Below are 20,190 nucleotides of genomic sequence, written 5' to 3'. Positions count from 1 at the left end.
CCTCATCAACTCACTCACGCACACGGTTCAGGGCGTTAAAGGCCCCCTCAACTGGGAAGAATTTCGGGCCGCCATAGCGGGTCATAGTTGCGAGCGTTGGCGATCAGAGCCCATGCCGTTCGGGCCAGCTTGTTGGCCACAGCCACCGCGACGACATTGGGCGGTCGCCGAGACAACAGCTTGGCGATCCACTGTGGCGGAGTTTTCTGGCGCATCAGGCTGCGAGCGCCGCTGATCAGCAGCGTTCGCACATACGGATCACCGCGCTTGCTCATGCCGCCCATGCGCACTTTGCCGCCAGTGCCGGTGTGTTTGGGCGGCAGGCCCAGGCAACTGGAGAACTCGCGGGCATTGCGCCAGCCTGTGGCGTCTTTGCCCAGCATGGCCGCCAAGGCCGTGGCGCCGAGCAAGCCAACGCCTGGGATTTGACGCAGCCGTTTGGCGGTGTCAGATTGCTTTTGCACCAACTCGATTTCTGTCTCCAGGGCCTGGACCTGCCGCTCCAGGTCCCGCAAAGCCTGCAATTGGGCATCAACCAGGCGTCGAACCGTGGCAGGCAGACATTCATCGATGTCTGCGCGCTGTTTACCCAGAACCGTCAAGGCAAGATTTTTACCTGGTGGCAGTACCACGCCGAACTCATAGAGCATCGAGCGCAAAGCATTGACGGTGGCCGTGCGCACACTGATCCAGTGCGAGCGGGTGCGATGCAGGAACTGCACGGCCTGTTGTTCGGTGCTTTTAATGGGCACGCGCCGGATGTCACCGTGCTGGGCTGCCAGCCAGATGGCGCGGGCATCAGCAGCATCGTCCTTGTTGCCGCGCACGAATGCCCGCACCTGCTTGGCGGGCAGCAACTCGATCGAATGGCCCATGGCACCCAAAGTGCGGCCCCAGTGGTGGGCGCTGCCGCAGGCCTCCATGGCGATGCGGGCGGGTTGGCGTGAGGCAAAGAACTCGCTGAATTTGGCGCGAGACAGCTTCTTGCGGCCGACCTCGCCACTCCAAGGATCGACCCAGTGAACCTGAAGGACATTCTTGGCAATGTCGGCCGCATAAGTCGTAGCATTCATGTTGGGACCTCCGTCTACCAGTGGTTGATCACAGTTATCCACTTTGGCACTCGATGCCGTTTGACGCGAGGTCCCACCCTTTTGTCAGCGCGGCTCAGTGGCGGTTAGCAAGGTGGGAGGCGTCCATACCATCTCAGCACCAACAAGGCGCCCCGCCAGATGCCCGCCCAGCCCTTTTTTCGCCCCGCTGGTGGCCCGCCACGGCTGCAATCGGTGGCTGACCAACCGCCGCGTCAACGGGCACCAACCGCACGACGGCTGCTAACGCGACACTGATCTCCACGCCACAGCCCCAAACCGTGCTGCGCCACCAGCGGGGCGATCAGGGATGAGGCGGAGGCGGGCGGGGCGACTTCGGGGGCGGCGAGGCGCGCAGGCCGCGGCGGGTTGCCCCTCGCGCCGCGAGGGGTCGGCGAGGACTGTTTGAGCTGGTCGCAGGCCAGCGAGTTCCGCAGCCGCCCGCCGTGGCCGAGCACCGAGCGCAGTCCGCCGCTTTGCGGTGGACCGCCACCATAGGAGCCCCGCCCGCCTCCGCCTCATCCCCGCCCCGCGCTGTAAGTAACAAGCGCCCCACCCGCTCAAGTCCACCCCAAGTCAACCGATATACGCAATAGCTGAAAATTTGCACCCGGAGACAAAAACATGACCCCTTGGATCACGGCATTGCGTGGCTTTTCCATCCGTGCGCGCCTGCTCGCCTGCATGGCCCTGGTCGTGGTGATCGGCCTGATCGTGGGCGCCGGTTCCACCTGGCAGTTGTCACAACTGCGCGGCGAGTTCGACGCCTTTGCCACCCAGGAGTTCTCGGCCACCCAGCGCATGAGCACCCTGGCCCTGCAACTGGGCCAACTTCGTGGCTTCGAGAAATCAGCCATCATCAACACGGGCGATTCGGTGTCGGCCTCCACCCACATCAAGGCTTGGCAGACCTCGCTGACCAGCACCCTCAAGGCCACGCAAGACCTGGCCAAGGTGGCCCCCAACGCCACCATCGCCGACCAAGTCAAATCGGTGGAAGCCAAGCTGCAAAGCTACGGCAAAGGCCTGGCACCCACCCTGGAGTTGATCAACTCCTCGGCCATCACCTCGCCCGCCGAAGCCTTCCAGTCCAGCGAACCGCAACGCGCCGAAGGCGACGCCGTGGATGCCATCGTGGCCAAGCTCAACCTGGACATCGAACAGTTGGCCCAGGCCCGCCGCGCCAAGGTCAGCACCAGCGCCAACAACGCCATCCTGTCTCTGTGGGCCTTGCTGCTGTCGCCCGGCATCATTTTCCTGCCGCTGATGGGCCTGACCATCGCCTCGGTCACCGGCCCGCTCAAACGCGCCGAAGCGCACACGCAAGCCATCGCCCAGGGCGATCTGACGCAAGAGATCAACCCGCGCGGCCATGACGAGATCGCCCGCCTGATGCTGTGCATGAAGGACATGCAGGGCTCGCTGCGCACCATGGTGGCTTCGGTGCGCGAATCGTCGCAGAACATGCTGGTGGCCAGCACCGAGATCGCCGCGGGCAACCAGGATTTGTCTGACCGCACCGAGCAGGCCGCCTCCAACCTGCAGCAAACGGCCTCGTCGATGGACCAGCTCAGCACCACCGTGGCCCAATCGGCCCAATCGGCCAACGTGGCCAACACCCTGGCCGACACCGCTTGCCAGCGCGCCGAACAAGGCGGCCTGGTGGTCGACAGCGTGGTGCTGCAGATGGCCGACATCAGCAAGGCTTCGCAGCAAATCAGCGACATCATCGGGGTGATCGATGGCATCGCTTTCCAGACCAACATCCTGGCTTTGAACGCCGCCGTGGAAGCCGCCCGCGCTGGCGAGCAAGGCCGTGGCTTTGCCGTGGTGGCCAGCGAGGTGCGCCTGCTGGCCAAACGCAGCGCGGATGCCGCCAAGGAGATCAAGGGCCTGATCGGCCAGTCGGTGGAGCGCGTGGAAGTGGGCTCCAAACGCGTGAAGGACGCGGGCAACGTCATGGTCGAGATCGTGGACGCCATCCGCCGCGTCACCCAGGCCATGGGCGAGATCGCCGACGCGACGCAGCAGCAGTCCCAGGGCATCAGCCACGTGGGCGAATCGGTCAGCCAGCTGGACCAGATGACACAGCAGAACGCCGCCCTGGTCGAGCAATCGGCCGCCGCCGCCGACAGCCTGCGCCAGCAGGCCCAGGGCCTGAACGACGCCGTCGCACGCTTCCAGGTGGACATTCGGCCCGCCTGACGCGCACCAGGCCCAGCCGGGCGGATAATCTCCGTCCATGAAGCTGCGCTTTACCAAAATGCACGGCGCGGGCAACGATTTCATCGTGCTCGACGCCACCCGCGGGCCGCTGCCACTGAGCGCGGCCCAATACCGCTTTCTGGCCGACCGCCGTTTCGGCATCGGGGCCGACCAGATCCTGATCGTCGAGCCCGGCTCGGCCGAGCAAAACACCGACTTCACCTACCGCATCATCAACGCCGACGGCGGCGAGGTCGAGCAATGCGGCAATGGCGCGCGCTGCTTCGCGCGCTACGTGCACGACCATCAGCTCACCCGCAAGACCAAGCTGCGCGTGCAGACCATGCTGGGCGTGATCGAGCCGCAGCTGCAGGATGATGGCCGCGTCACGGTGGACATGGGCCAGCCCATCCTCGATCCCGCGCAAGTGCCCTTCAACAGCGCCGGCCTCACGCCCAAACTGGTGAATGGTTGCGAGCTGTGGCCCCTGCCCCTGGCCGATTACCCGGTCGATGTGGCCGTGGTCTCCATGGGCAACCCGCACTCGGTGCTGCGCGTGGACGATGTCGACCACGCCCCCGTGGGCGAGATCGGCCCGCAGATCGAAGGCCACGAACGCTTCCCCCGCCGCGTCAACGCGGGCTTCATGCAACTGGTGGGCCGCTCGCGCATCAAGCTGCGCGTGTACGAGCGCGGCTCGGGCGAGACCCTGGCCTGCGGCTCGGGCGCCTGCGCCGCCGTGGTCGCCGGCATCCGCCTGGGCTGGCTGGACGCCACCGTGGACGTTGAAACGCGCGGCGGCCTGCTGACCATCCAGTGGGCGGGCATCGGACACCCCGTGCTGATGACCGGCCCGGCCGCCACCGTGTTCGACGGCGAAATCGACGTGCCCGCGCTCTGAAACACCCAACACCACACGCCACCATGACGACACCCCTGCAAGGCATCACCGAAGACGACATCGCCAACTACCTGGTGCACACGCCCGGCTTCTTCGAGCGCCACGCCCAGCTGCTGTCCAGCGTGCAGTTGACCAGCCCGCACGGCCTGCGCGCGGTCTCGCTGCAAGAGCGCCAGATGGAAATGCTGCGCGACAAGAACAAGGGCCTGGAGCGCCGGATCATGGAGATGATCCGCCACAGCCAGGAGAACGAGGCCATCGCCCAGCGCCTGCACCACTGGGTGCGCTCGGTGCTGATGACGCACGACGACGCCGCCCTGCCCGACGTGCTGCTGGGCGAATTGCAGCGCGAGTTCCTGATCCCGCAAGCCGCGGTGCGCGTGTGGGACACACCCACCCTGCCCGTGCGGGAAACCCTGCGCGAGCTGCCCGCCGCCCAAGCCGTGAGCGACGACGTGCGCAGCTTTTCGGCCAGCCTGAGCCTGCCCTACTGCGGCGTCAACGCAGGCTTCGAGGCCGCCAGGTGGATGCCCGATGCCGGCACCATCACCTCGCTGGCCATGATCCCGCTGCACCACCTGGGCCAGACCTATGGCCTGCTGGTGCTGGGCTCGCCCGACCCCACGCGCTACACCGCCGACATGGGCGTGGACTTCCTGCAGCAGGTGGGCGAGACCGCCAGCGCGGCATTGGCACGTTTGCTGGGATGAGCGCCAGCCACAACGCCGCGCGCGACGCCCTGGCCCGGCTGCGCGAAGGCAACCAACGCTTCGTGGCCAGCATCCGGTCCGGCCAACCCTTGTTGGGCCCCACCAAGCCCATCGAGCTGGGCCAGCCGCAGAACCCCGTGGCCATCATCCTGGGTTGCTCAGACGCTCGCGTGCCGGCCGAGCTGGTGTTCGACCAAGGCCTGGGCGACCTGTTCGTGATCCGCGTGGCAGGCAATGTGGTGGCGCCCTCGCAAGTGGGCAGCGTCGAGTTCGCAGCCTCGCGCTTTGGCACGCCATTGGTGGTGGTGCTGGGGCATTCCAAGTGCGGCGCCATCCTGGCCACCATCGAGGCATTGCAGCAACCGGCGGAAACACCCCAGTCGCGCAACTTGAACTCCATTGTCAACCGGGTGCGGCCTTCAGTTGAAGGCCTGCTGGCCACCGAGCTGCGGCACGACCTGGACAGCCTGGTGCACCACGCGGTGCGCGCCAATGTGCGCGCTTCAGTGAACCAGTTGCGCCACGGCTCTGAGTTGCTGGAACAGCTCATCCAGGATCAGGGGCTGATGGTGGTGGGCGCCGAGTACTCGCTGGAGACCGGCGCCGTCGAGTTCTTCGACCTGCCTGGATGAAAGCGGGGGCGCATGCTGAACTACCGTCACCTTCACTACTTCTGGGTGGTCACGAAGGAAGGCGGTTTCGCCCGAGCCGCTGAGCGGCTGGACATGGCCGTGCAGACCATCAGCGCGCAAGTGCGTGAGCTGGAAAAGTCGCTGGGCCACCAGTTGCTCAAGCCGTCAGGCCGTGGCGTGGCCCTCACCGAAGCAGGTCAGGCCGCCTTCGCGCAAGCCGAGAAGATCTTTCAGCTGGGTCAAAGCATTCCCGACGAGGTGCGTGAAGCGGCCAGCGGCAAGGTGGCACGCCTGGCGGTCGGGCTCTCCGACGGCATCTCCAAGCTCGCGGCCCATGCGCTGCTCAAGCCCGTGTTGAGCACCCCCAACCTCCGGCTCGTCTGCCACGATGGCGAGTTTGAACAACTGCTCAGCGAACTGGCGCTGCATCACCTTGACCTGGTGCTGGCCGGTCAGGAGGCCCCGCGCAACCCGAACCTGCGCCTGACCAGCGAGCGGCTTGTCGATTCACCGGTCGAGTGGTATGGCCCTGCCCGGTTGGTCGGCACAGGCGAGCGCGATCGCTTCCCGCAAATCCTGAACGATCTGCCGGTACTGCTGCCCACAGGGCATTCGGCGCTGCGCGCGGCGCTGGACCATTGGTTCGAGACGCAGGGCCTGCGGCCGCGCATCGTCGGCGAGTTCGAGGACAGTGCCTTGCTGGCGGTGTTCGCGGCCCGCGGGCTTGGCGTTTTCCCGGTCAGCCGACTAGGAGCTGACGACGTCAGCCTGATGCGCGGGCTTCGCTTGCTCGGTTGCAGCGATGGCGTGAAGGAAGAGATCCACGCCATCCGCTCGCGGCGCGGCGAACATCACCCACTGGTGACGCAGGTGGTGGCTGCGGCACGCCATTGATCGGGGCGCGTCGATTTCGGGGCGCTCGGCTCCTCACCATCGACAAGTTGCCAGTGGTGCCGCGCGGCCTCCACGACCATGGTTTCGCCGTGGGCCAGGTGACCGTCTGCTCGGGCCGCGGCCAAGGCCAGACGCAGGACGGTCCTTCGCAGCGCCAGATCCGAGATCTCAGCCATCAATGACGCCAAGGTGCTGTCATCGACGTTGTCCATCAGCGAACCTGTCGCGTACCCGCCAGCCAGAAGGTCTTCGCACAGCGTGTGAACGATGTGCGGCAGGAGTTGGGGCTCCAGACCGAGTTCGCGCTCGGCCCCCAACTGATCGAGGATGTCGAACTCGGAACTGCACACATGACCGTCGGAGATGAGAACCAACGCGACGATGCGCGCGGCGGCTTCTGGGCTGTTGTGGGGATAACTTCGCACGAGGGATCTCCTATAAGGCAAGCCTGTCGGGGGTGAACAACAAGGGCCGAGCAAGACTGGAATATGCGTCCGGGCACCACTTCGGAAGAAGCGGATTTTCCGAGACTCCAACTCAGGAAAATGCGAACCGCTCAGGTTCATCCGATGTGCATGTTCGGAAAAGCCTGCTTTTTCAGCACGGCGGGGATACCTACATTCCATCTGTCCCCCAACCGATGGAGATCCCTGATGCAAGTACTCTTCAAGTCCCGCCATCCGCAAGCCACCGATTTGCGCGACCTCACCGAGCGCCGCGTGCGCTTCGTGCTGCGGCGTCTGGGCTGGCTGGTGCCACGCGCCGAGGTACAGATGTCCGACGTGAACGGCCCCCGTGGTGGCATTGACAAGCGCTGCCAGGTAGAACTCCGGACCGATGGCGCCGGGTCCTTGGTTGTCACCTCCGTGGCGAGTGACTGGCGCACAGCGCTGGACAAAGCGCTGGCGCGCGCCGCACGTCTCCTCATGCGCGTGTCGCAACGCGGAAAAGACCCCCGCCGCCTGCGCCAGCGCCTCACCGGTCATGACCGCTGGGCCGAAGCCACGCAGGATTCGCCCGGAATCTGATCGAGTCACGGCCACTTACTTGAAAGGCGTTCATGCAATCCATCGGCTCTCCACTCATGTGGTCCTCGTTCGCGGCGTTTGTACTCGTGGCGCTGCTGGTCGATTTTTTTGCGATGAGCAAACAAGGGGCGCACCGCGTCAGCACCCGTGAGGCGGCCATCTGGTCCCTGGTCTGGGTCGGGGTGTCTTTCGTCTTCATGGGCTGGCTGTGGTGGTACCTCGGTGGTGCCGGCCCGGATGAAACCGCCCGCTCGCTGGCCAATGCCAAGTCGCTGGAGTTCCTGACCGGCTACCTGATCGAGAAGGCGCTGGCCGTCGACAACATCTTCGTGTTCCTGATGTTGTTCACCTACTTCGCGGTGCCAGCCGAGTTCCAGAAGCGCGTGCTGATGATCGGCATCCTGGGCGCGCTGGTGCTGAGGGCGGCGATGATCCTTGTTGGCGCCTGGTTGATTGCGCAGTTCCACTGGATTCTCTATGTGTTTGGCGCGTTCCTGCTATTCACCGGCATCAAGATGTGGTGGGCCGCGGGCCAGGAGCCCGACCTCGACAACAACCCCGCCCTCAAGTGGATCCGCAGCCGCTTCAAGATCGCGCCCGACTACGACGGCGAGAAATTCTTCACCGTGGTGGGCGGCGTCAAGATGGCCACGCCGCTGCTCGTGGTGATCCTGCTCATCGGCATCGTCGACATCGTGTTCGCCGTTGACTCGATTCCGGCGATCTTCGCGATCACGACCGACCCGTTCATCGTGCTCACCTCCAACGTGTTCGCCATCCTGGGCCTGCGCGCAATGTACTTCTTGCTGGCCAACATGCACGAACGCTTTCACCTGCTCAGCTATGGTCTGGCCATCGTGCTGGTGTTCATCGGCGCCAAGATGCTGCTGATCGACGTTTACAAGATCCCTGTGGTGTTTTCGCTCGGCTTCACCGCGGTCACGCTGGCCGCGACGATGATCCTGTCACTCAAGATCCCACCCAAGGGCAAGCCTGGCGGCGCTTATCCGTTCGGTGCGAAGAAGCAGGAGGAGCAAGCCTAGGCTCAACCCATCAGCTTGAACACCGACACCGTTTGAGCCAGGCTGGCCGCCTGGTGCCGCAAACTCTCTGACGCGGCGGCAGACTCTTCCACCAGGGCCGCGTTCTGCTGCGTCACCTGGTCCAGCTGGTTGACCGCGTCGCCAATCTGGCCAATGCCGGTGCTTTGCTCGATGCTCGCGCTGGTGATCTCGCCAATCAGGTCGGTCACGCGTTTCACCTGCTTGACCACGTCGTCCATGGTTGAGCCCGCCGTGCCCACCAGGCGCGTTCCGTTCTCCACCTTCTCCACGCTTTCGCCGATCAGGGTCTTGATCTCTTTGGCGGCCTGCGCACTGCGCTGGGCCAGGCTGCGAACCTCGCTGGCCACCACGGCAAAGCCACGGCCTTGCTCACCGGCACGGGCGGCCTCCACCGCCGCGTTCAGTGCCAGGATGTTGGTCTGGAAAGCGATGCCATCGATCACGCCGATGATGTCGGCCACCTTGCGTGAGCTGGAGGTGATGTCCTCCATCGTGGCCACCACCTGGCCCACCACCGTGCCGCCATCCACGGCCACCGCCGAAGCGCTGCTGGCCAGTTGCGAGGCCTGGCGCGCCGTGTCGGCGTTCTGCTTGATGGTGGCAGTGAGTTGCTCCATCGAGGCGGCGGTCTGCTGCAGGTTGCTGGCTTGCTCTTCGGTGCGTTGCGACAAATCGGCATTGCCCATGGCGATCTCGGCCGAGCCCGTGGCGATCGAATCGGAGCTGGCGCGCACCGCGTGCACGATGCCGCGCAAGGACGTCACCATGCGCTGCATGGACTGCATCAGCTGGCCGATTTCGTCGGTGGAATCGACCTGAATGTCCGCGCTCAAGTCGCCGTTGGCAATGGCTTCGGCAGCAGCTTGAGCGCGGCGCACCGGCACCACGATGGAGCGGGTCAGGGCCCAGGTCAGGCCGCAGCCCGCGATCAACGCCAGCACCGTGCCGATGGCCAGGGCCGTGATGCCTTCGGTGGCAGCGCGGTCAGCGGCCTCTTTGGTGGTCTGCATGGACTTGTTCTGGTAGTCGGCCAGGCGCTCCACCGCCTCCAGGTAGGTTTGCGCGGCCGGGAAAACCTTGGCCAGCACTTCGGCGCCCACGTCTTCACCCGCCTCCTTGCGCTTGAGCAAGGCGTTGCGTTCGGCCTGGAAGGCATTGCGCTGCTCGGAGATGTCCTTGATCAACTGCTTTTGCTCGCTGGAGCTGGCCAACTCGTCTATCCGCTTGATGCGTGCCGTGGTGGCGGTGATGGTGGCCTGCATCTCCTGCTTGACCCGACTGATCACCGTTGGGTCGGTGGCGAAGAACACCACCCAGGTGCGGGCCGCGTTCGATTCGATGGCCCGCGTCCAGCGCTGGGTCAGGACCAGCAGTTCGGCGTCGTTGCTGCCCAGCTGGTCGGCGATGGTGCGCACCGCATTGATGCGCTCGATGCCCACGCCAGCGGCGATCAGGCTGAGCAGGATCAGTGTCGCAAAGCCCATGGTCAGGCGTTTGCCGAGGTTCAGATTCTTGATGACATTCATGGCGGCGGTTCCTCCCCGTTTTGACTGCGCGATTTGGTAGGCTTTGCGCCTCACCGAAGTCATATCGGCCAAGCCGGGGGCAACTTGAGACCCCTTGCCCAGCGCGCCGAATGGATCAGGCCTCCCAGAAAACCTGTCATTTCGGTGAGGTACATTGCCCTGAGAAATCATCAGGGAGCTCCGCGAAATGCGCTATTTTTCTGTCAAAGCCATCGTGCTGGCCATGGCCCTGGGCCCGTCATTGGGCCATGCCGCCGACAGCCTGGAGCACGTGACCGCCACCTGCTCCGAGTCACTGACCATCCTCCGAGGAGAGTCGCTCAGCTTCCAGTGCACGGGCGACCTGTCGGTGTACGGCAATGGCGACCACGTCCGCTTGCTGGCCGACCGCTCGGTCAGTTTGTCGGCCACCGGCCACTTGAGCGTCGATCGCCTTCAGATCATCTCGCCGGAGATCCTGTTGAATGCGGGGGGCTCGGTGGACATTGGGCGCAACGTCGTGCTGTTCACGGCAGAGCGTGACCCCAACCGGCCACCATCGGTGCGCCTGGTCAGCGGCAGCGTCAGCATCCGGCCCGAACTCACGCCCATCGCGGGCTCGCTGACCCTGTCATCGCAAGGTGGTGCGGGCACCTTGAACTGGAGCGCCGTCAGCGTTTCCAATGTGCCGGAACCAGCGGTCGGCTTGCTCGCCATCGCGGGCATTGGCACCTTGCTGATCCGACGCCACCGAGCTTGAAGCCGACCAGTGCTTGCCCCGACAATGGGGCATGCTTTCTCCAGCCGCAGCGTCAGACCTGATCCTCCGCCACCTTGACCACCTGCGCGTGCAACGCCGCCTGGCCGAGCGCACGCTGGCCATGTACCAGGACGCCTTCAAGCGGCTGGACGCCTTCTGCACCAAGGAAGCCTTGAGCCTGCCCGCCGTCAAGCCGCACCACGTGCGCGGCTGGGCGGCGCGCTTGCACGCCAGCGGCCTGGGCCCACGCAGCATCGCCATCACCCTGTCGGCCTGGCGCGGCTTGTTCCGCTGGATGGGCCGCGAAGGCCTGGCCACCATCAACCCGGTCGATGGCGTGCGCGCGCCCAAAGGCCCCAAGCCCCTGCCCAAGGCCCTGTCAGTGGAGCAGGCCGTGGCCCTGTCCTCCGAAGCACCGCCCAAGGCCCCACCGCCCCGCAGCCGCGACGCCCGCGAAGCCCCCTGGCTGGCCGCGCGCGACCACTGCATGGTCGAGCTGCTCTACGGCAGCGGCCTGCGCAGTGCCGAGCTGTTGGGCCTGGACGTGGCGGCCAGCCCGCAAGCCCTGGGCTGGCTAGACCGCGCTGGCGCCGAGGCCCATGTGCTGGGCAAGGGTAGCAAGCGCCGCACCGTGCCCGTGGGCAGCCAGGCCTTGAAGGCGCTCGACGCCTGGCTGGAGATGCGTGCCGCCCTGGCCGCCCCCGGTGAGACCGCTCTCTTCGTCAGCCGCATGGGCCGGCGTCTGACTTCGGTGCAATTGCGCAATCGTCTCAAGCAGATGGCCATCGACGCGGGCCTGCCAACTCATGTGCACCCGCACATGCTGCGCCACAGCTTCGCCAGCCACCTGCTGCAGTCCAGTGGTGACTTGCGGGCCGTGCAAGAGCTGCTGGGCCACGCCCACATCACCACCACCCAGGTCTACACCAAGCTGGATTTTCAGCACCTGGCCAAGGTGTACGACGCGGCCCACCCCCGGGCCAAGCGCAAGGACTGAAGCACCACCTTCACGAAGAGGGGGACAATCGCCGGTTCCCAGCACCGTCAGCCCCCATGAAAACCATCACCCTGCGCGAAGGCAAGGAACGCTCGCTCCAACGCCGCCACCCCTGGGTGTTCCAAGGCAGCATCGCCAAAGGCGGCGGCGACCCTGGCGAGACCGTGCGTGTGCAATCGCACGACGGCCAGTTCCTGGCCTGGGGCTCGTTCAGCCCCAGCTCGCAGATCCGCGTGCGCGCCTGGAGTTTTGACGAGGCCGAGCGCATTGACGCGGCCTTCTTCCAGCGCCGCATTGCCCAGGCCGTGGCCCTGCGTCCGCGCCTGGCCATCGACAGCGACGCCATGCGCCTGATCCACGGCGAGGCCGACGGCCTGCCCGGCCTGGTGGTTGACCGCTACGCCCACCTGCTGAGCGCCCAGTTCCTCAGCGTGGGTGTGGAGCGTTGGCGCGATGTGATCGCCGACGCCCTGCTGCAAGCCACCGGCTGCCAGCACCTGTTTGAGCGCTCCGACGTGGGCGTGCGCGAACTGGAAGGCCTGCCCCAGCGCACCGGCTGGTTGCGCCACCCCGAGGGCGATCACCTGGTCACCGAACTGGCCATCCGCGAGCACGACTTGCGCCTGAGCCTGGACGTGGCCGAGGGCCACAAAACCGGCTACTACCTCGACCAGCGCGACAACCGCAAGCTGTTCGCCGACCTGGTCCGCCAGTTGGGCGCCCAGCGCGTCCTCAACTGCTACAGCTACACCGGCGGCTTCAGCGTGGCGGCCTTGATGGGCGGCGCCAACGAGGTCATCAGCGTGGACTCGTCCGGCCCTGCGCTTGAAAGAGCCAACGCCCACGTCGCCCTCAACGGCTTTGCTGCCTCCCTGCACACCGCGCTGGACGCCGACGTGAACGCCACCTTGCGCCGCTTCATCGCCGAAGGCCAGCAGTTCGACGCCATCGTGCTGGACCCGCCCAAATTCGCGCCCACCGCCGCCCACGCCGAACGCGCCGCCCGTGCCTACAAGGACATCAACCGCCTGGCCTTCAAGCTGCTCTCGCCCGGCGGCGCTTTGCTGACGTTTTCATGCTCAGGCGGCATCAGCGCCGACCTGTTCCACAAGATCGTGGCCGGCGCGGGCCTGGACGCGGGCGTGGACGGTTACATCATCAAGCGCCTGGAGGCCTCGCCCGACCACCCCACCACCGTCACATTCCCCGAAGGCGAATACCTCAAGGGACTCGTGATATTGCGCCGTTGAATAACCCCGAAATCGCTCGGGATATACAGAAGAACGGACATCACCCTTGGCATTGGCGGACATAATTTGTAACGTCAATGAACAACCAATGGAAGTAGTCGCATGAGTTCCAAGCCCACGATCTGGGATTTCCGCCGAGGCATCGCCACGGCCCGCGTCCTGACCCAACTGGGCTATGAACGCGGTGTCAGCGTGGACGCCATGCTGCGCCACACCGGCATCACCCGCGCCCAGCTGGACGACCCCAAGGCCGAGATCGAGGCCCTGCAAGAGGTGCAGCTGATCCGCAACCTCAGCACCGAGCTGAACCATGCCTCCGAGCTGGGCATCCACGCCGGCTGCCGCTACCACGTCACCACTTACGGCCTGTGGGGCTACGCCGTCATGAGCAGCCCTACCCTCGGCAGCGGGATCTCGATGGCCTCGCGCATGCTGAACCTGACCTTCTCGCTCACCACCAACGTGATCGAGCGCCAGGGCGACATCATCACCTCCACCTTCCAGACCGACCACCTGCCGCCCGATGTGCGCCAGTTCATCATCGACCGCGACCGCGCCGCCATCGTCACCCTGCAGCGCGAGATCCTGGGCGCCCCGCTGCCCTACCGCGAAGTGCAGATGAAGTGCCCCGAGCCAGCGCCCGACGTGGTGGCCGCCTACACCGCGCTGTTCGGCGTGCGTCCCAGCTTTGGCATGCCGCACGAGCGCAATATTTTTGACGCCAGCCTGATGGATCTGCCCCTGCCGCAAGCCGATCCGCACACCGCCGCGCTGTGCGAGCAGATGTGCCGCAACCTGATGGAAAGCCGCCATGCCCGCACCGGCGTGGCCGCCAATGTGCGCGACCGCCTGCTGCGCACCCCCGGCCACATCCCCGACATGGAGAAAGTGGCCGAGGAGATGAGCATGACCTCCCGCACCCTGCGCCGCCACCTGACGGCCGAAGGCGCCACCTTCCGTGGCCTGCTGGAAGAGGTGCGCCGCACCCTGACCGAAGAGCTGATGGCCACCGCCAGCCTGACGCACAGCGAGATCGCCGAGCGCCTGGGCTATGCCGACGTCACCACCTTCATCGAGGCTTTCCGCCGCTGGAAGGGCATGGCGCCCAGCGAGTACCGCCGCAGCCAGGGCCTGACCCCGCCGACCACACGGCTGGCCCGCGCGCGTCTGAGCATCAAGAATACTGCGGGCTGAAGGCGGGCCAATTCCCCTTTCACGATGTGGCGCGCAGGCATAGACTGCGTCGTGAAAGGTGCCCTGCCATGACCATCGAATCCCCCCTGCGCAACCTCAACATCGACCTGCCCGCTTGCCCCAGCACCCTGGTCAAGCTGTCGCTGTTGATGGCCGAAGAAGACTGCACCACCGAGCAACTGGCCGAGGTCATTGAAAACGACATGGCCTTGTCCTCCGCCGTGGTGCGCACTGTCAACTCGGCGCTGTTCGGCCTGCTCAAGCGGGTCGAGACCGTGCACGAAGGCATCCGCTACCTGGGCACGGCCCAAGTGGCCGGCCTGACGTATGAGATCGGGCTGCGTGGCGCTTTCCCGCCCGGCCCGCTGCTGCAGGCCATCTGGGACCGCGCCGGCATCCGCGGCCTGGCCATGGGCAGCATCGCGCGCCAGCTGGATGTGGACCAGTGGCTGGCCCACACCATCGGCCTGTTCGCCGAAAGCGGGCGCGCCGTGCTGATCGCCTACGACCACCAGCGCTACATGGCCCTGGACAGCAAAAGCACCGACGAAACCCAACTGGCCGAGGCCGAAATTGCCGCCTTTGGCGTGAGCCACTCGGCCCTGGGCGCCGCCCTGTGCCAATCGTGGGGCCTGTCCCGCGAGGTGGCCGATGGCGTGCGCTGCCGCCCGCAAGGCCCGGCCTCCTGGGTCAACGAGCGCCCGCAGGTGCAGCGACTGCTGACCATCGGCGCGGCCGTGGACGGCCTGCTGCTGGATCCGGTCATCGCCGCCAACCCCGACGCCATGTGGCAAAAGCTTGAGCCACTCACCCAACAGATCGGCATGAACTTCCAGGCCTTCCAGATGGCCACCGTGCGGGTCTGTGAACGACTCAACACCGCGCGCCAAAAAGCGTAAAGCTGCAGCAAGCATCGGCTCAAGTCGCCCGCACGCCGGACGATATACAGAAGACGATGCTGCTCTTACCAGACCCCTTGCGGGTCACCCCCGACGACCCTCAGCTCAAGCGCCTGATCGAAGCCGAACGGGTGCGGATGCTGTTCGGTGCCGCGCTGCCAGTTGAACTGGTCAGCAGCGTGTTCGCGGTCGCCCTGGCCGCGCTGATTGGCGCGCAGGTGGGTTGGCTGCGGGCCGTGGCCTGGGCCCTCTTCTGCCTGCTCATCACCGCCACTCGCCTGACGGTGTACCGGGCCTATGTGCGCTCGCAAAAACGCGACCACCCCCGCTGGCTGACCCTGATGGTGGTGATGTCAGGCCTGCTTGGCGGCACCTGGGGGCTGGGCAGCGCCTGGCTGCTGCCGGTCAATGACCTGAATGTATCGGCCGTCATCGTTGGATCACTGATCGGCGCCAGCGCCATCTGCACCTTCGCCTTGCAGGCTGACCCGCGCCCCAACCGCGTCCTGAACGTGTCGATGCTGCTGCCTTGTGCCGTGATGCTGTTCACACGGCAAGACACCTATGGCCTGTTCGGCGGCTGCGGCCTGCTGACCCTGATGGGCATCATGCTGCTGGAGGGCGAGCGCTCGGCCCGCCGCATCACCGAACTGCTGTGGCTGCGCTTCACCACCGACCGCATCGCGCAAGAGCGCGCCGAGGCTTTGAAACTTGCCCAGCGCCATAGCGCCGTCAAAGACCAGTTTCTGGCCACCATGAGCCACGAGATGCGCACGCCCCTGCACGGCATCCTGGGGCTGGCACGGCTGGTGAGCCAGAAGCTGCCGCCCCGCCCCGGCGTGCTGAACGAATCGCGCGAACACCTGGCTTTGATCGAACGCTCGGGCGAGCACCTGCTGGGCATCATCAGCGATGTGCTCGATTTTTCGCGCATCGAGGCGGGCAAGCTCCAGATCGACCAGGCGCCTTTTGATTTGCACGCGGTGGTGGACGATGTGCTGTCATTGCTGGCCGTCACCGCCGCCGAGAAAGGCCTGCCATTGCGGCGCGAGGTGCAACTGCCCTCGCCCTGCATGGTGTTTGGTGACGCGGCGCGCCTGCGCCAGGTGCTGCACAACCTGGTGGGCAACGCCATCAAGTTCACCGACATGGGCCATGTGCGGGTGACGGTGCAACGCCACGATTGCGAAAGCGAAGGCCCCGACAGCCCTTGCGCCAAGCGCGTGATCTTCCGCGTGGAAGACACCGGCATCGGCATCACGCCCGATCAACAGACGATGGTGTTCGATGCCTTCCACCAGGCCGATGGCAGCTTCGTGCGGCGCCACCGGGGCACTGGGCTGGGCCTGACGATCTCGCGCGAAATCGCCCGCGCCATGAACGGCGACATCCTGTGCGAAAGCACGGCGGGCCAGGGCTCGGTGTTCACCTTGAACGTGCCACTGCCCCGCGTCACCAACAGCGAGCCGACCCGCTTCCTGGCCACGCGGCCTGCATCACTGCTCGGAGAGCTCGGCTTCAGCGGCCGCGTGCTGCTGGCCGAGGACAACCCGGTCAACGCGCTGGTGGCCGAGGCCATCCTCACCAAGCTGGGCCTGCAGGTCACGCACGTGGAAGATGGTCAGCAGGCGCTGGCCTTGTTGAACCCACCGCACCACGGTTTCGACCTGGTCCTGATGGACTGCCAGATGCCCGTGCTGGACGGCATCGAGGCCACGCGGCGCCTGCGCTGCCTGGAGCAGGAACAAGGCCGCCCCAGCCTGCCCGTGATCGCGCTGACCGCCAACGTGATGAGCCAGGACCGCGACCGCTGCCGGGCTGCGGGCATGGATGATCACCTGGCGAAGCCCTTCACGCAGGAAGACCTGAGCGCCATGCTCAAAGCCCACCTGCACGCCGAGCGTCAACCTTCGGTCACGGCTTGATCATCACTGCTTGATCGCTTCGACCTGGATCACCAGCTTGACGTTGTCGGGCAAGGCAGGCACGCCATAGCTCATGCCGAAGGTGCTGCGCTGGATGGTGGTTTCAAAGTCGCCACCGCACACTTCGCGCTTCAGACGCGGGTTCTCGTAGCAGCCATAGCTGGTGGCCGTCAGCACGGCGGGTTGGCTCTTGCCCAGCAGCGTCAGCGTGCCAGCCACCGAGGTCACCTTGTCGCCGTCGAAGGTGAACTTGTCACCCGTGAAGGTCGCGGTCGGGAAGGCCTCGACGTTGAAGAAATCCTTGCTCTTGAGGTGGCCGTCAAACGGGCCAGTGCCGGTGCTGATGGAGCCGGTCTCGATCGTGATATCGACCTTGCCGGTCTTGGCGGCCTTGTCCAGCGAAATGCTGCCCGACTTCTTGTCGAAGCGGCCTCGGTTGGTCGAGGTGCCGAAGTGCTTGGCTTCGAAGGTCACGAAGGTGTGAGTAGGATCGATCGCGTAGGTGGCGGGTTCGGCGCGAACAGCGGCGGCAGCCAGGGCGGCCGTGGCGGCCAGCAGGGTCAGGGACAGTGTCTTCATGGTCGGGTTCCTCAGTGAGTGAAAAAAGTGATCAAAGCGCGGGGACGCCTTGCAGGACGAGTTTGAATTTGACTTGCACATCGTTGGCCACGACGGAGGGGTCGGCCCAATCGCCATCGCCCACCTTGAAGTCCAGGCGCTTGATGGCGAAGGTGCCGGTGGCCGTGGTCAGCGCGCCAGCCTGGGTCAATTGCACGGGCACCACCAGGTCCTTGGCATGGCCCTTGATGGCCAGCTTGCCCGCCACTTCAAAGCGCCCGCCGCCCAGGGCCTTGATGGCGCTGGACTGGAAGGTGGCCTTGGGGAACTTGGCGGTGTTGAACCACTCGGGCTTGACCAGCTCGGCGTCCGAGTCGGCATTGACGGCCACGCTGCCCAGCTCGATCTGGAAGGCGACTTTGCTGGCGGGCAGTTGCTTGGGGTCGAAGGCCACCTGAGCGGCAAAGCGCTTGAAGCGCCCGTCCAGCGGCACGCCCAGTTGCTTGGCCACGAAGGTGATCTCGCTTTGCGCAGGCACCAGGGCTTGGTCGGCGTAGGCCAGTTGGGGCACGGCGGCGGTGGCCAGGGCCAAGGCGGTGGCGGCGGAGGCAAACAGTCGTTTCATGTCAAAAAGATCCTTGCGGTTAAGAGGGCTCAGCGGCCTGGGCGCATGCGCAGCAGCAGGCCATCGCGGTCGATGAAGTGGTGCTTGAGGGCGGCGGCCACGTGCAGGCCCACCAGGCCGATCAGGGCGAAGGCCGCCAGCCCATGCCAGGGCTTGATGGCCTCGGCCAGCTCCTTGTCCACCGGCACGAAATCGGGCAGGGGCAGCACGCCGAACCACACGATGGGATAGCCACGCGCCGAGCTGTAGGCCCAGCCAATCAGCGGCACCGCGAAAAACAGCACATACATCAGCCAATGGGTGCCGTGGTGGGCCACTTTTTGCCAGGCGGGCATGGCACGCTCGATGCTGGCCGGCAGCTCGGGCGGGCGGTGGCTCAAGCGCCACAGCAATCGCACCGCCGACAGGAACAGGATGGAAACCCCCGCCCACTTGTGCCAGTTGATCAACTTGAGCTTGGCGGGCGACATGCCCAGCCCCGTCATGTACAGCCCCACGCCAAAAGCCGTGAGGATGGCCACGGCCAGCAACCAGTGCAGGGCGATGGCAAAGCCGGTGTAGCGTCCCTTGGCGTTCATGTTCGTGGCCTTTTGATCAGATGAGGGGCAATGGCGACAGCTTAGCGTCTGATCAATCACCGGGGTTGAACCCGGTTAACACGCCATTTCAAGAAATTTGAACCCTCACATTGCCCTTAAGCTGGCCCGATTGCTGCCGAAACCCCTTACATACAACATGTAAACCCCATGAGATCACCTGCACTCAAGTGGCTCTTCATCGCGGCGTTCGGCGCAGACCCCAAGCAGCGCCTGCGCATCCAGCGCTCGCTCATGGCCGCCACGGTTTACCTCCTGTGCATCGGCCTGCAGGTCTACGCCTATTACGTCGGCTACATGCACCTGGACGACGCCAAGCTGCTGTCCGCGGCCTGCATCGGCAACGTCGTGTACTGGTACGTGGTGCTGCGTTTGGGCATCAACCTGCGCTTCAAAGATCCTTCGCTCACCCTGCCGCAGATCCTGTCCTCGTTGACGATCATCGTCGGGGCGTATTCGCTGACCGGGCCGGTGCATGGCTCCACCATGATGCTGCTGGCCCTGGTGCTGGTGTTCGGCATCTTCAACCTCAAGGCCAAGGGCGCCATGATCGCCGGGGCCTACACCGTGGTCATCATGGGCATCGCCATGGCCATCAAGATCCAGACCGACCCGATCCACTACCCCTTCAAGCTGGAGTTCGCCCACTTCTGGATGACCGTGGCCATCGTGCCCACCATCTCGTCGCTGGCGGTGCAACTGAGCAACATGCGCGAGAAGCTGAAAGCGCAGAAGAATGAATTGGCCGAGGCCCTGACCCGCATCCAGGTGCTGGCCACCCGCGACGAGCTGACCGGCCTGGTCAACCGCCGCCACATGCTGGACGTGCTGGGCCAGCATCAAAAGCGCCTGGAGCGTTCGGGCCACCACCGCTTCTGCCTGGCCATCCTGGACATCGACCACTTCAAGCGCGTCAACGACACCTATGGCCACGGCGTGGGCGACGAGGTGCTGCGCCACTTCGCCGAAGAAGCGCAAAAGGTCATGCGCGACACCGACGTGCTGGCCCGCTGGGGCGGCGAAGAGTTCCTGCTGCTGCTCAACGACACCTCGCCCGCGCTGGCCAACATCGGCCTGGAGCGCATCCGCACCCACCTGGCCACCGTCGTCATGGCGCCCAGCCAGCCCGGCCTGACAGCGACCTTCTCGGCCGGCCTGACCGGCTACTGCGACAACGAGCGGCTGGACGTGTGCATCGAGCGTGCCGACAAGGCGCTCTACAAGGCCAAGCGCGACGGGCGTAATCGCACCGTCATCCAGGCCAGCCCCGTCGAACTGCAAGACAGCCAAGCCGCCAAGGAAGCCCTTTCGCTGCCCAGCGCCTCCGACACCGTGAGCTGAGGCGGGGCACGACGA

General features: G+C 65.5%; 20 protein-coding genes. 14 read left to right on the top strand and 6 right to left on the bottom strand.

Going from position 1 to position 20,190, the window contains the following annotated elements; genetic code table 11:
* Nucleotides 1-47 precede the first annotated feature (47 nt).
* Entirely contained in the window at nt 48-1,073 is a 1,026-nt protein-coding gene (locus Q7V20_RS17655) for an IS110 family transposase (RefSeq protein WP_304794206.1), read from the bottom strand.
* Between the two features lie 642 nt (nt 1,074-1,715).
* On the opposite strand from Q7V20_RS17655, the gene Q7V20_RS17650 reads away from it, so the two are divergent.
* From Q7V20_RS17650 to Q7V20_RS17630, 5 genes are read left to right on the top strand one after another with little or no spacing between them, the layout of a single operon-like run.
* The gene (locus Q7V20_RS17650; protein ID WP_304794203.1) at nt 1,716-3,296 is read left to right on the top strand and encodes a methyl-accepting chemotaxis protein; all 1,581 of its coding nucleotides are present in this window, start codon (nt 1,716-1,718) and stop codon (nt 3,294-3,296) included.
* Between the two features lie 37 nt (nt 3,297-3,333).
* Nucleotides 3,334-4,197, top strand: a complete 864-nt coding sequence (gene dapF, locus Q7V20_RS17645) for a diaminopimelate epimerase (protein ID WP_304794201.1) — start codon at nt 3,334-3,336, stop codon at nt 4,195-4,197.
* Between the two features lie 23 nt (nt 4,198-4,220).
* Nucleotides 4,221-4,907: a DUF484 family protein gene (locus tag Q7V20_RS17640; RefSeq protein ID WP_304794198.1), complete on the top strand. Its 687-nt coding sequence runs from the start codon at nt 4,221-4,223 to the stop codon at nt 4,905-4,907.
* A complete protein-coding gene (locus tag Q7V20_RS17635; RefSeq protein ID WP_304794195.1) occupies nt 4,904-5,539 on the top strand; it encodes a carbonic anhydrase in 636 nt (211 codons plus the stop codon). The genes Q7V20_RS17640 and Q7V20_RS17635 overlap by 4 nt, the downstream gene beginning before the upstream one ends.
* 12 nt (nt 5,540-5,551) lie before the next feature.
* Nucleotides 5,552-6,433, top strand: coding sequence for a LysR family transcriptional regulator (locus Q7V20_RS17630; RefSeq protein WP_304794191.1), 882 nt, complete (start codon nt 5,552-5,554; stop codon nt 6,431-6,433).
* Here Q7V20_RS17630 and Q7V20_RS17625 read toward each other — a convergent pair.
* Nucleotides 6,391-6,858 carry a TerB family tellurite resistance protein gene (locus Q7V20_RS17625; protein ID WP_304794188.1) on the bottom strand — a complete coding sequence of 156 codons (468 nt, stop codon included), beginning with the start codon at nt 6,856-6,858 and terminating at the stop codon, nt 6,391-6,393. The genes Q7V20_RS17630 and Q7V20_RS17625 overlap by 43 nt on opposite strands.
* A gap of 228 nt (nt 6,859-7,086) precedes the next feature.
* Between Q7V20_RS17625 and Q7V20_RS17620 the strand changes: the two genes are divergently transcribed.
* Both Q7V20_RS17620 and Q7V20_RS17615 read left to right on the top strand, forming a co-directional pair.
* On the top strand, nt 7,087-7,461 hold the full coding sequence (locus Q7V20_RS17620) for an HPF/RaiA family ribosome-associated protein (protein WP_304794185.1): 375 nt from the start codon (nt 7,087-7,089) through the stop codon (nt 7,459-7,461).
* Between the two features lie 32 nt (nt 7,462-7,493).
* Nucleotides 7,494-8,504 carry a TerC family protein gene (locus Q7V20_RS17615; RefSeq protein WP_304794182.1) on the top strand — a complete coding sequence of 337 codons (1,011 nt, stop codon included), beginning with the start codon at nt 7,494-7,496 and terminating at the stop codon, nt 8,502-8,504.
* Between the two features lie 2 nt (nt 8,505-8,506).
* On the opposite strand, the gene Q7V20_RS17610 is transcribed toward Q7V20_RS17615, so the two are convergent.
* On the bottom strand, nt 8,507-10,051 hold the full coding sequence (locus tag Q7V20_RS17610) for a methyl-accepting chemotaxis protein (protein ID WP_304794180.1): 1,545 nt from the start codon (nt 10,049-10,051) through the stop codon (nt 8,507-8,509).
* 187 nt (nt 10,052-10,238) lie between these two features.
* On the opposite strand from Q7V20_RS17610, the gene Q7V20_RS17605 reads away from it, so the two are divergent.
* From Q7V20_RS17605 to Q7V20_RS17580, 6 genes are all read left to right on the top strand, one after another.
* A complete protein-coding gene (locus Q7V20_RS17605; RefSeq protein ID WP_304794177.1) occupies nt 10,239-10,790 on the top strand; it encodes a PEP-CTERM sorting domain-containing protein in 552 nt (183 codons plus the stop codon).
* A gap of 31 nt (nt 10,791-10,821) precedes the next feature.
* Nucleotides 10,822-11,787, top strand: coding sequence for a tyrosine recombinase XerC (locus Q7V20_RS17600; RefSeq protein WP_304794174.1), 966 nt, complete (start codon nt 10,822-10,824; stop codon nt 11,785-11,787).
* Between the two features lie 56 nt (nt 11,788-11,843).
* Complete coding sequence (locus Q7V20_RS17595) at nt 11,844-13,037, top strand: class I SAM-dependent rRNA methyltransferase (protein ID WP_304794171.1); 1,194 nt, start codon at nt 11,844-11,846, stop codon at nt 13,035-13,037.
* Between the two features lie 102 nt (nt 13,038-13,139).
* The gene (locus Q7V20_RS17590) at nt 13,140-14,231 is read left to right on the top strand and encodes an AraC family transcriptional regulator (protein WP_304794168.1); all 1,092 of its coding nucleotides are present in this window, start codon (nt 13,140-13,142) and stop codon (nt 14,229-14,231) included.
* A 68-nt stretch (nt 14,232-14,299) separates the two neighbouring features.
* On the top strand, nt 14,300-15,130 hold the full coding sequence (locus tag Q7V20_RS17585) for an HDOD domain-containing protein (RefSeq protein WP_304794165.1): 831 nt from the start codon (nt 14,300-14,302) through the stop codon (nt 15,128-15,130).
* Nucleotides 15,131-15,186: 56 nt separating this feature from the next.
* The gene (locus tag Q7V20_RS17580) at nt 15,187-17,055 is read left to right on the top strand and encodes an ATP-binding protein (RefSeq protein WP_304794162.1); all 1,869 of its coding nucleotides are present in this window, start codon (nt 15,187-15,189) and stop codon (nt 17,053-17,055) included.
* A 3-nt stretch (nt 17,056-17,058) separates the two neighbouring features.
* On the opposite strand, the gene Q7V20_RS17575 is transcribed toward Q7V20_RS17580, so the two are convergent.
* Genes Q7V20_RS17575 through Q7V20_RS17565 form a run of 3 tightly spaced genes read right to left on the bottom strand, consistent with a single transcriptional unit; the run spans nt 17,059 to nt 18,816 of the window.
* Complete coding sequence (locus Q7V20_RS17575; protein ID WP_304794158.1) at nt 17,059-17,634, bottom strand: YceI family protein; 576 nt, start codon at nt 17,632-17,634, stop codon at nt 17,059-17,061.
* 31 nt (nt 17,635-17,665) lie between these two features.
* Nucleotides 17,666-18,238: a YceI family protein gene (locus tag Q7V20_RS17570; RefSeq protein WP_304794155.1), complete on the bottom strand. Its 573-nt coding sequence runs from the start codon at nt 18,236-18,238 to the stop codon at nt 17,666-17,668.
* Between the two features lie 29 nt (nt 18,239-18,267).
* Nucleotides 18,268-18,816, bottom strand: coding sequence for a cytochrome b (locus Q7V20_RS17565; protein WP_304794152.1), 549 nt, complete (start codon nt 18,814-18,816; stop codon nt 18,268-18,270).
* 168 nt (nt 18,817-18,984) lie between these two features.
* Here Q7V20_RS17565 and Q7V20_RS17560 point away from each other — a divergent pair, with 168 nt between their 5' ends.
* On the top strand, nt 18,985-20,175 hold the full coding sequence (locus Q7V20_RS17560; protein WP_304794149.1) for a diguanylate cyclase domain-containing protein: 1,191 nt from the start codon (nt 18,985-18,987) through the stop codon (nt 20,173-20,175).
* Nucleotides 20,176-20,190 lie beyond the last annotated feature (15 nt).

The organism is Aquabacterium sp. (genome assembly GCF_030652515.1).
Taxonomy (GTDB): Bacteria; Pseudomonadota; Gammaproteobacteria; order Burkholderiales; family Burkholderiaceae_C; genus Aquabacterium.
Note: the sequence above shows the minus strand (reverse complement) of the source record. Positions and strands in the feature narration are given on the sequence as shown.

Excerpts from the sequence above, each read along its gene's own strand:
- Q7V20_RS17655 (WP_304794206.1), bottom strand. The coding sequence starts at position 1,073 with ATGAATGCTACGACTTATGCGGCCGACATTGCCAAGAATGTCCTTCAG.
- Q7V20_RS17650 (WP_304794203.1), top strand. The coding sequence starts at position 1,716 with ATGACCCCTTGGATCACGGCATTGCGTGGCTTTTCCATCCGTGCGCGC.
- dapF (WP_304794201.1), top strand. The coding sequence starts at position 3,334 with ATGAAGCTGCGCTTTACCAAAATGCACGGCGCGGGCAACGATTTCATC.
- Q7V20_RS17640 (WP_304794198.1), top strand. The coding sequence starts at position 4,221 with ATGACGACACCCCTGCAAGGCATCACCGAAGACGACATCGCCAACTAC.
- Q7V20_RS17635 (WP_304794195.1), top strand. The coding sequence starts at position 4,904 with ATGAGCGCCAGCCACAACGCCGCGCGCGACGCCCTGGCCCGGCTGCGC.
- Q7V20_RS17630 (WP_304794191.1), top strand. The coding sequence starts at position 5,552 with ATGCTGAACTACCGTCACCTTCACTACTTCTGGGTGGTCACGAAGGAA.
- Q7V20_RS17620 (WP_304794185.1), top strand. The coding sequence starts at position 7,087 with ATGCAAGTACTCTTCAAGTCCCGCCATCCGCAAGCCACCGATTTGCGC.
- Q7V20_RS17615 (WP_304794182.1), top strand. The coding sequence starts at position 7,494 with ATGCAATCCATCGGCTCTCCACTCATGTGGTCCTCGTTCGCGGCGTTT.
- Q7V20_RS17610 (WP_304794180.1), bottom strand. The coding sequence starts at position 10,051 with ATGAATGTCATCAAGAATCTGAACCTCGGCAAACGCCTGACCATGGGC.
- Q7V20_RS17605 (WP_304794177.1), top strand. The coding sequence starts at position 10,239 with ATGCGCTATTTTTCTGTCAAAGCCATCGTGCTGGCCATGGCCCTGGGC.
- Q7V20_RS17600 (WP_304794174.1), top strand. The coding sequence starts at position 10,822 with ATGCTTTCTCCAGCCGCAGCGTCAGACCTGATCCTCCGCCACCTTGAC.
- Q7V20_RS17595 (WP_304794171.1), top strand. The coding sequence starts at position 11,844 with ATGAAAACCATCACCCTGCGCGAAGGCAAGGAACGCTCGCTCCAACGC.
- Q7V20_RS17590 (WP_304794168.1), top strand. The coding sequence starts at position 13,140 with ATGAGTTCCAAGCCCACGATCTGGGATTTCCGCCGAGGCATCGCCACG.
- Q7V20_RS17585 (WP_304794165.1), top strand. The coding sequence starts at position 14,300 with ATGACCATCGAATCCCCCCTGCGCAACCTCAACATCGACCTGCCCGCT.
- Q7V20_RS17580 (WP_304794162.1), top strand. The coding sequence starts at position 15,187 with ATGCTGCTCTTACCAGACCCCTTGCGGGTCACCCCCGACGACCCTCAG.
- Q7V20_RS17575 (WP_304794158.1), bottom strand. The coding sequence starts at position 17,634 with ATGAAGACACTGTCCCTGACCCTGCTGGCCGCCACGGCCGCCCTGGCT.
- Q7V20_RS17570 (WP_304794155.1), bottom strand. The coding sequence starts at position 18,238 with ATGAAACGACTGTTTGCCTCCGCCGCCACCGCCTTGGCCCTGGCCACC.
- Q7V20_RS17565 (WP_304794152.1), bottom strand. The coding sequence starts at position 18,816 with ATGAACGCCAAGGGACGCTACACCGGCTTTGCCATCGCCCTGCACTGG.
- Q7V20_RS17560 (WP_304794149.1), top strand. The coding sequence starts at position 18,985 with ATGAGATCACCTGCACTCAAGTGGCTCTTCATCGCGGCGTTCGGCGCA.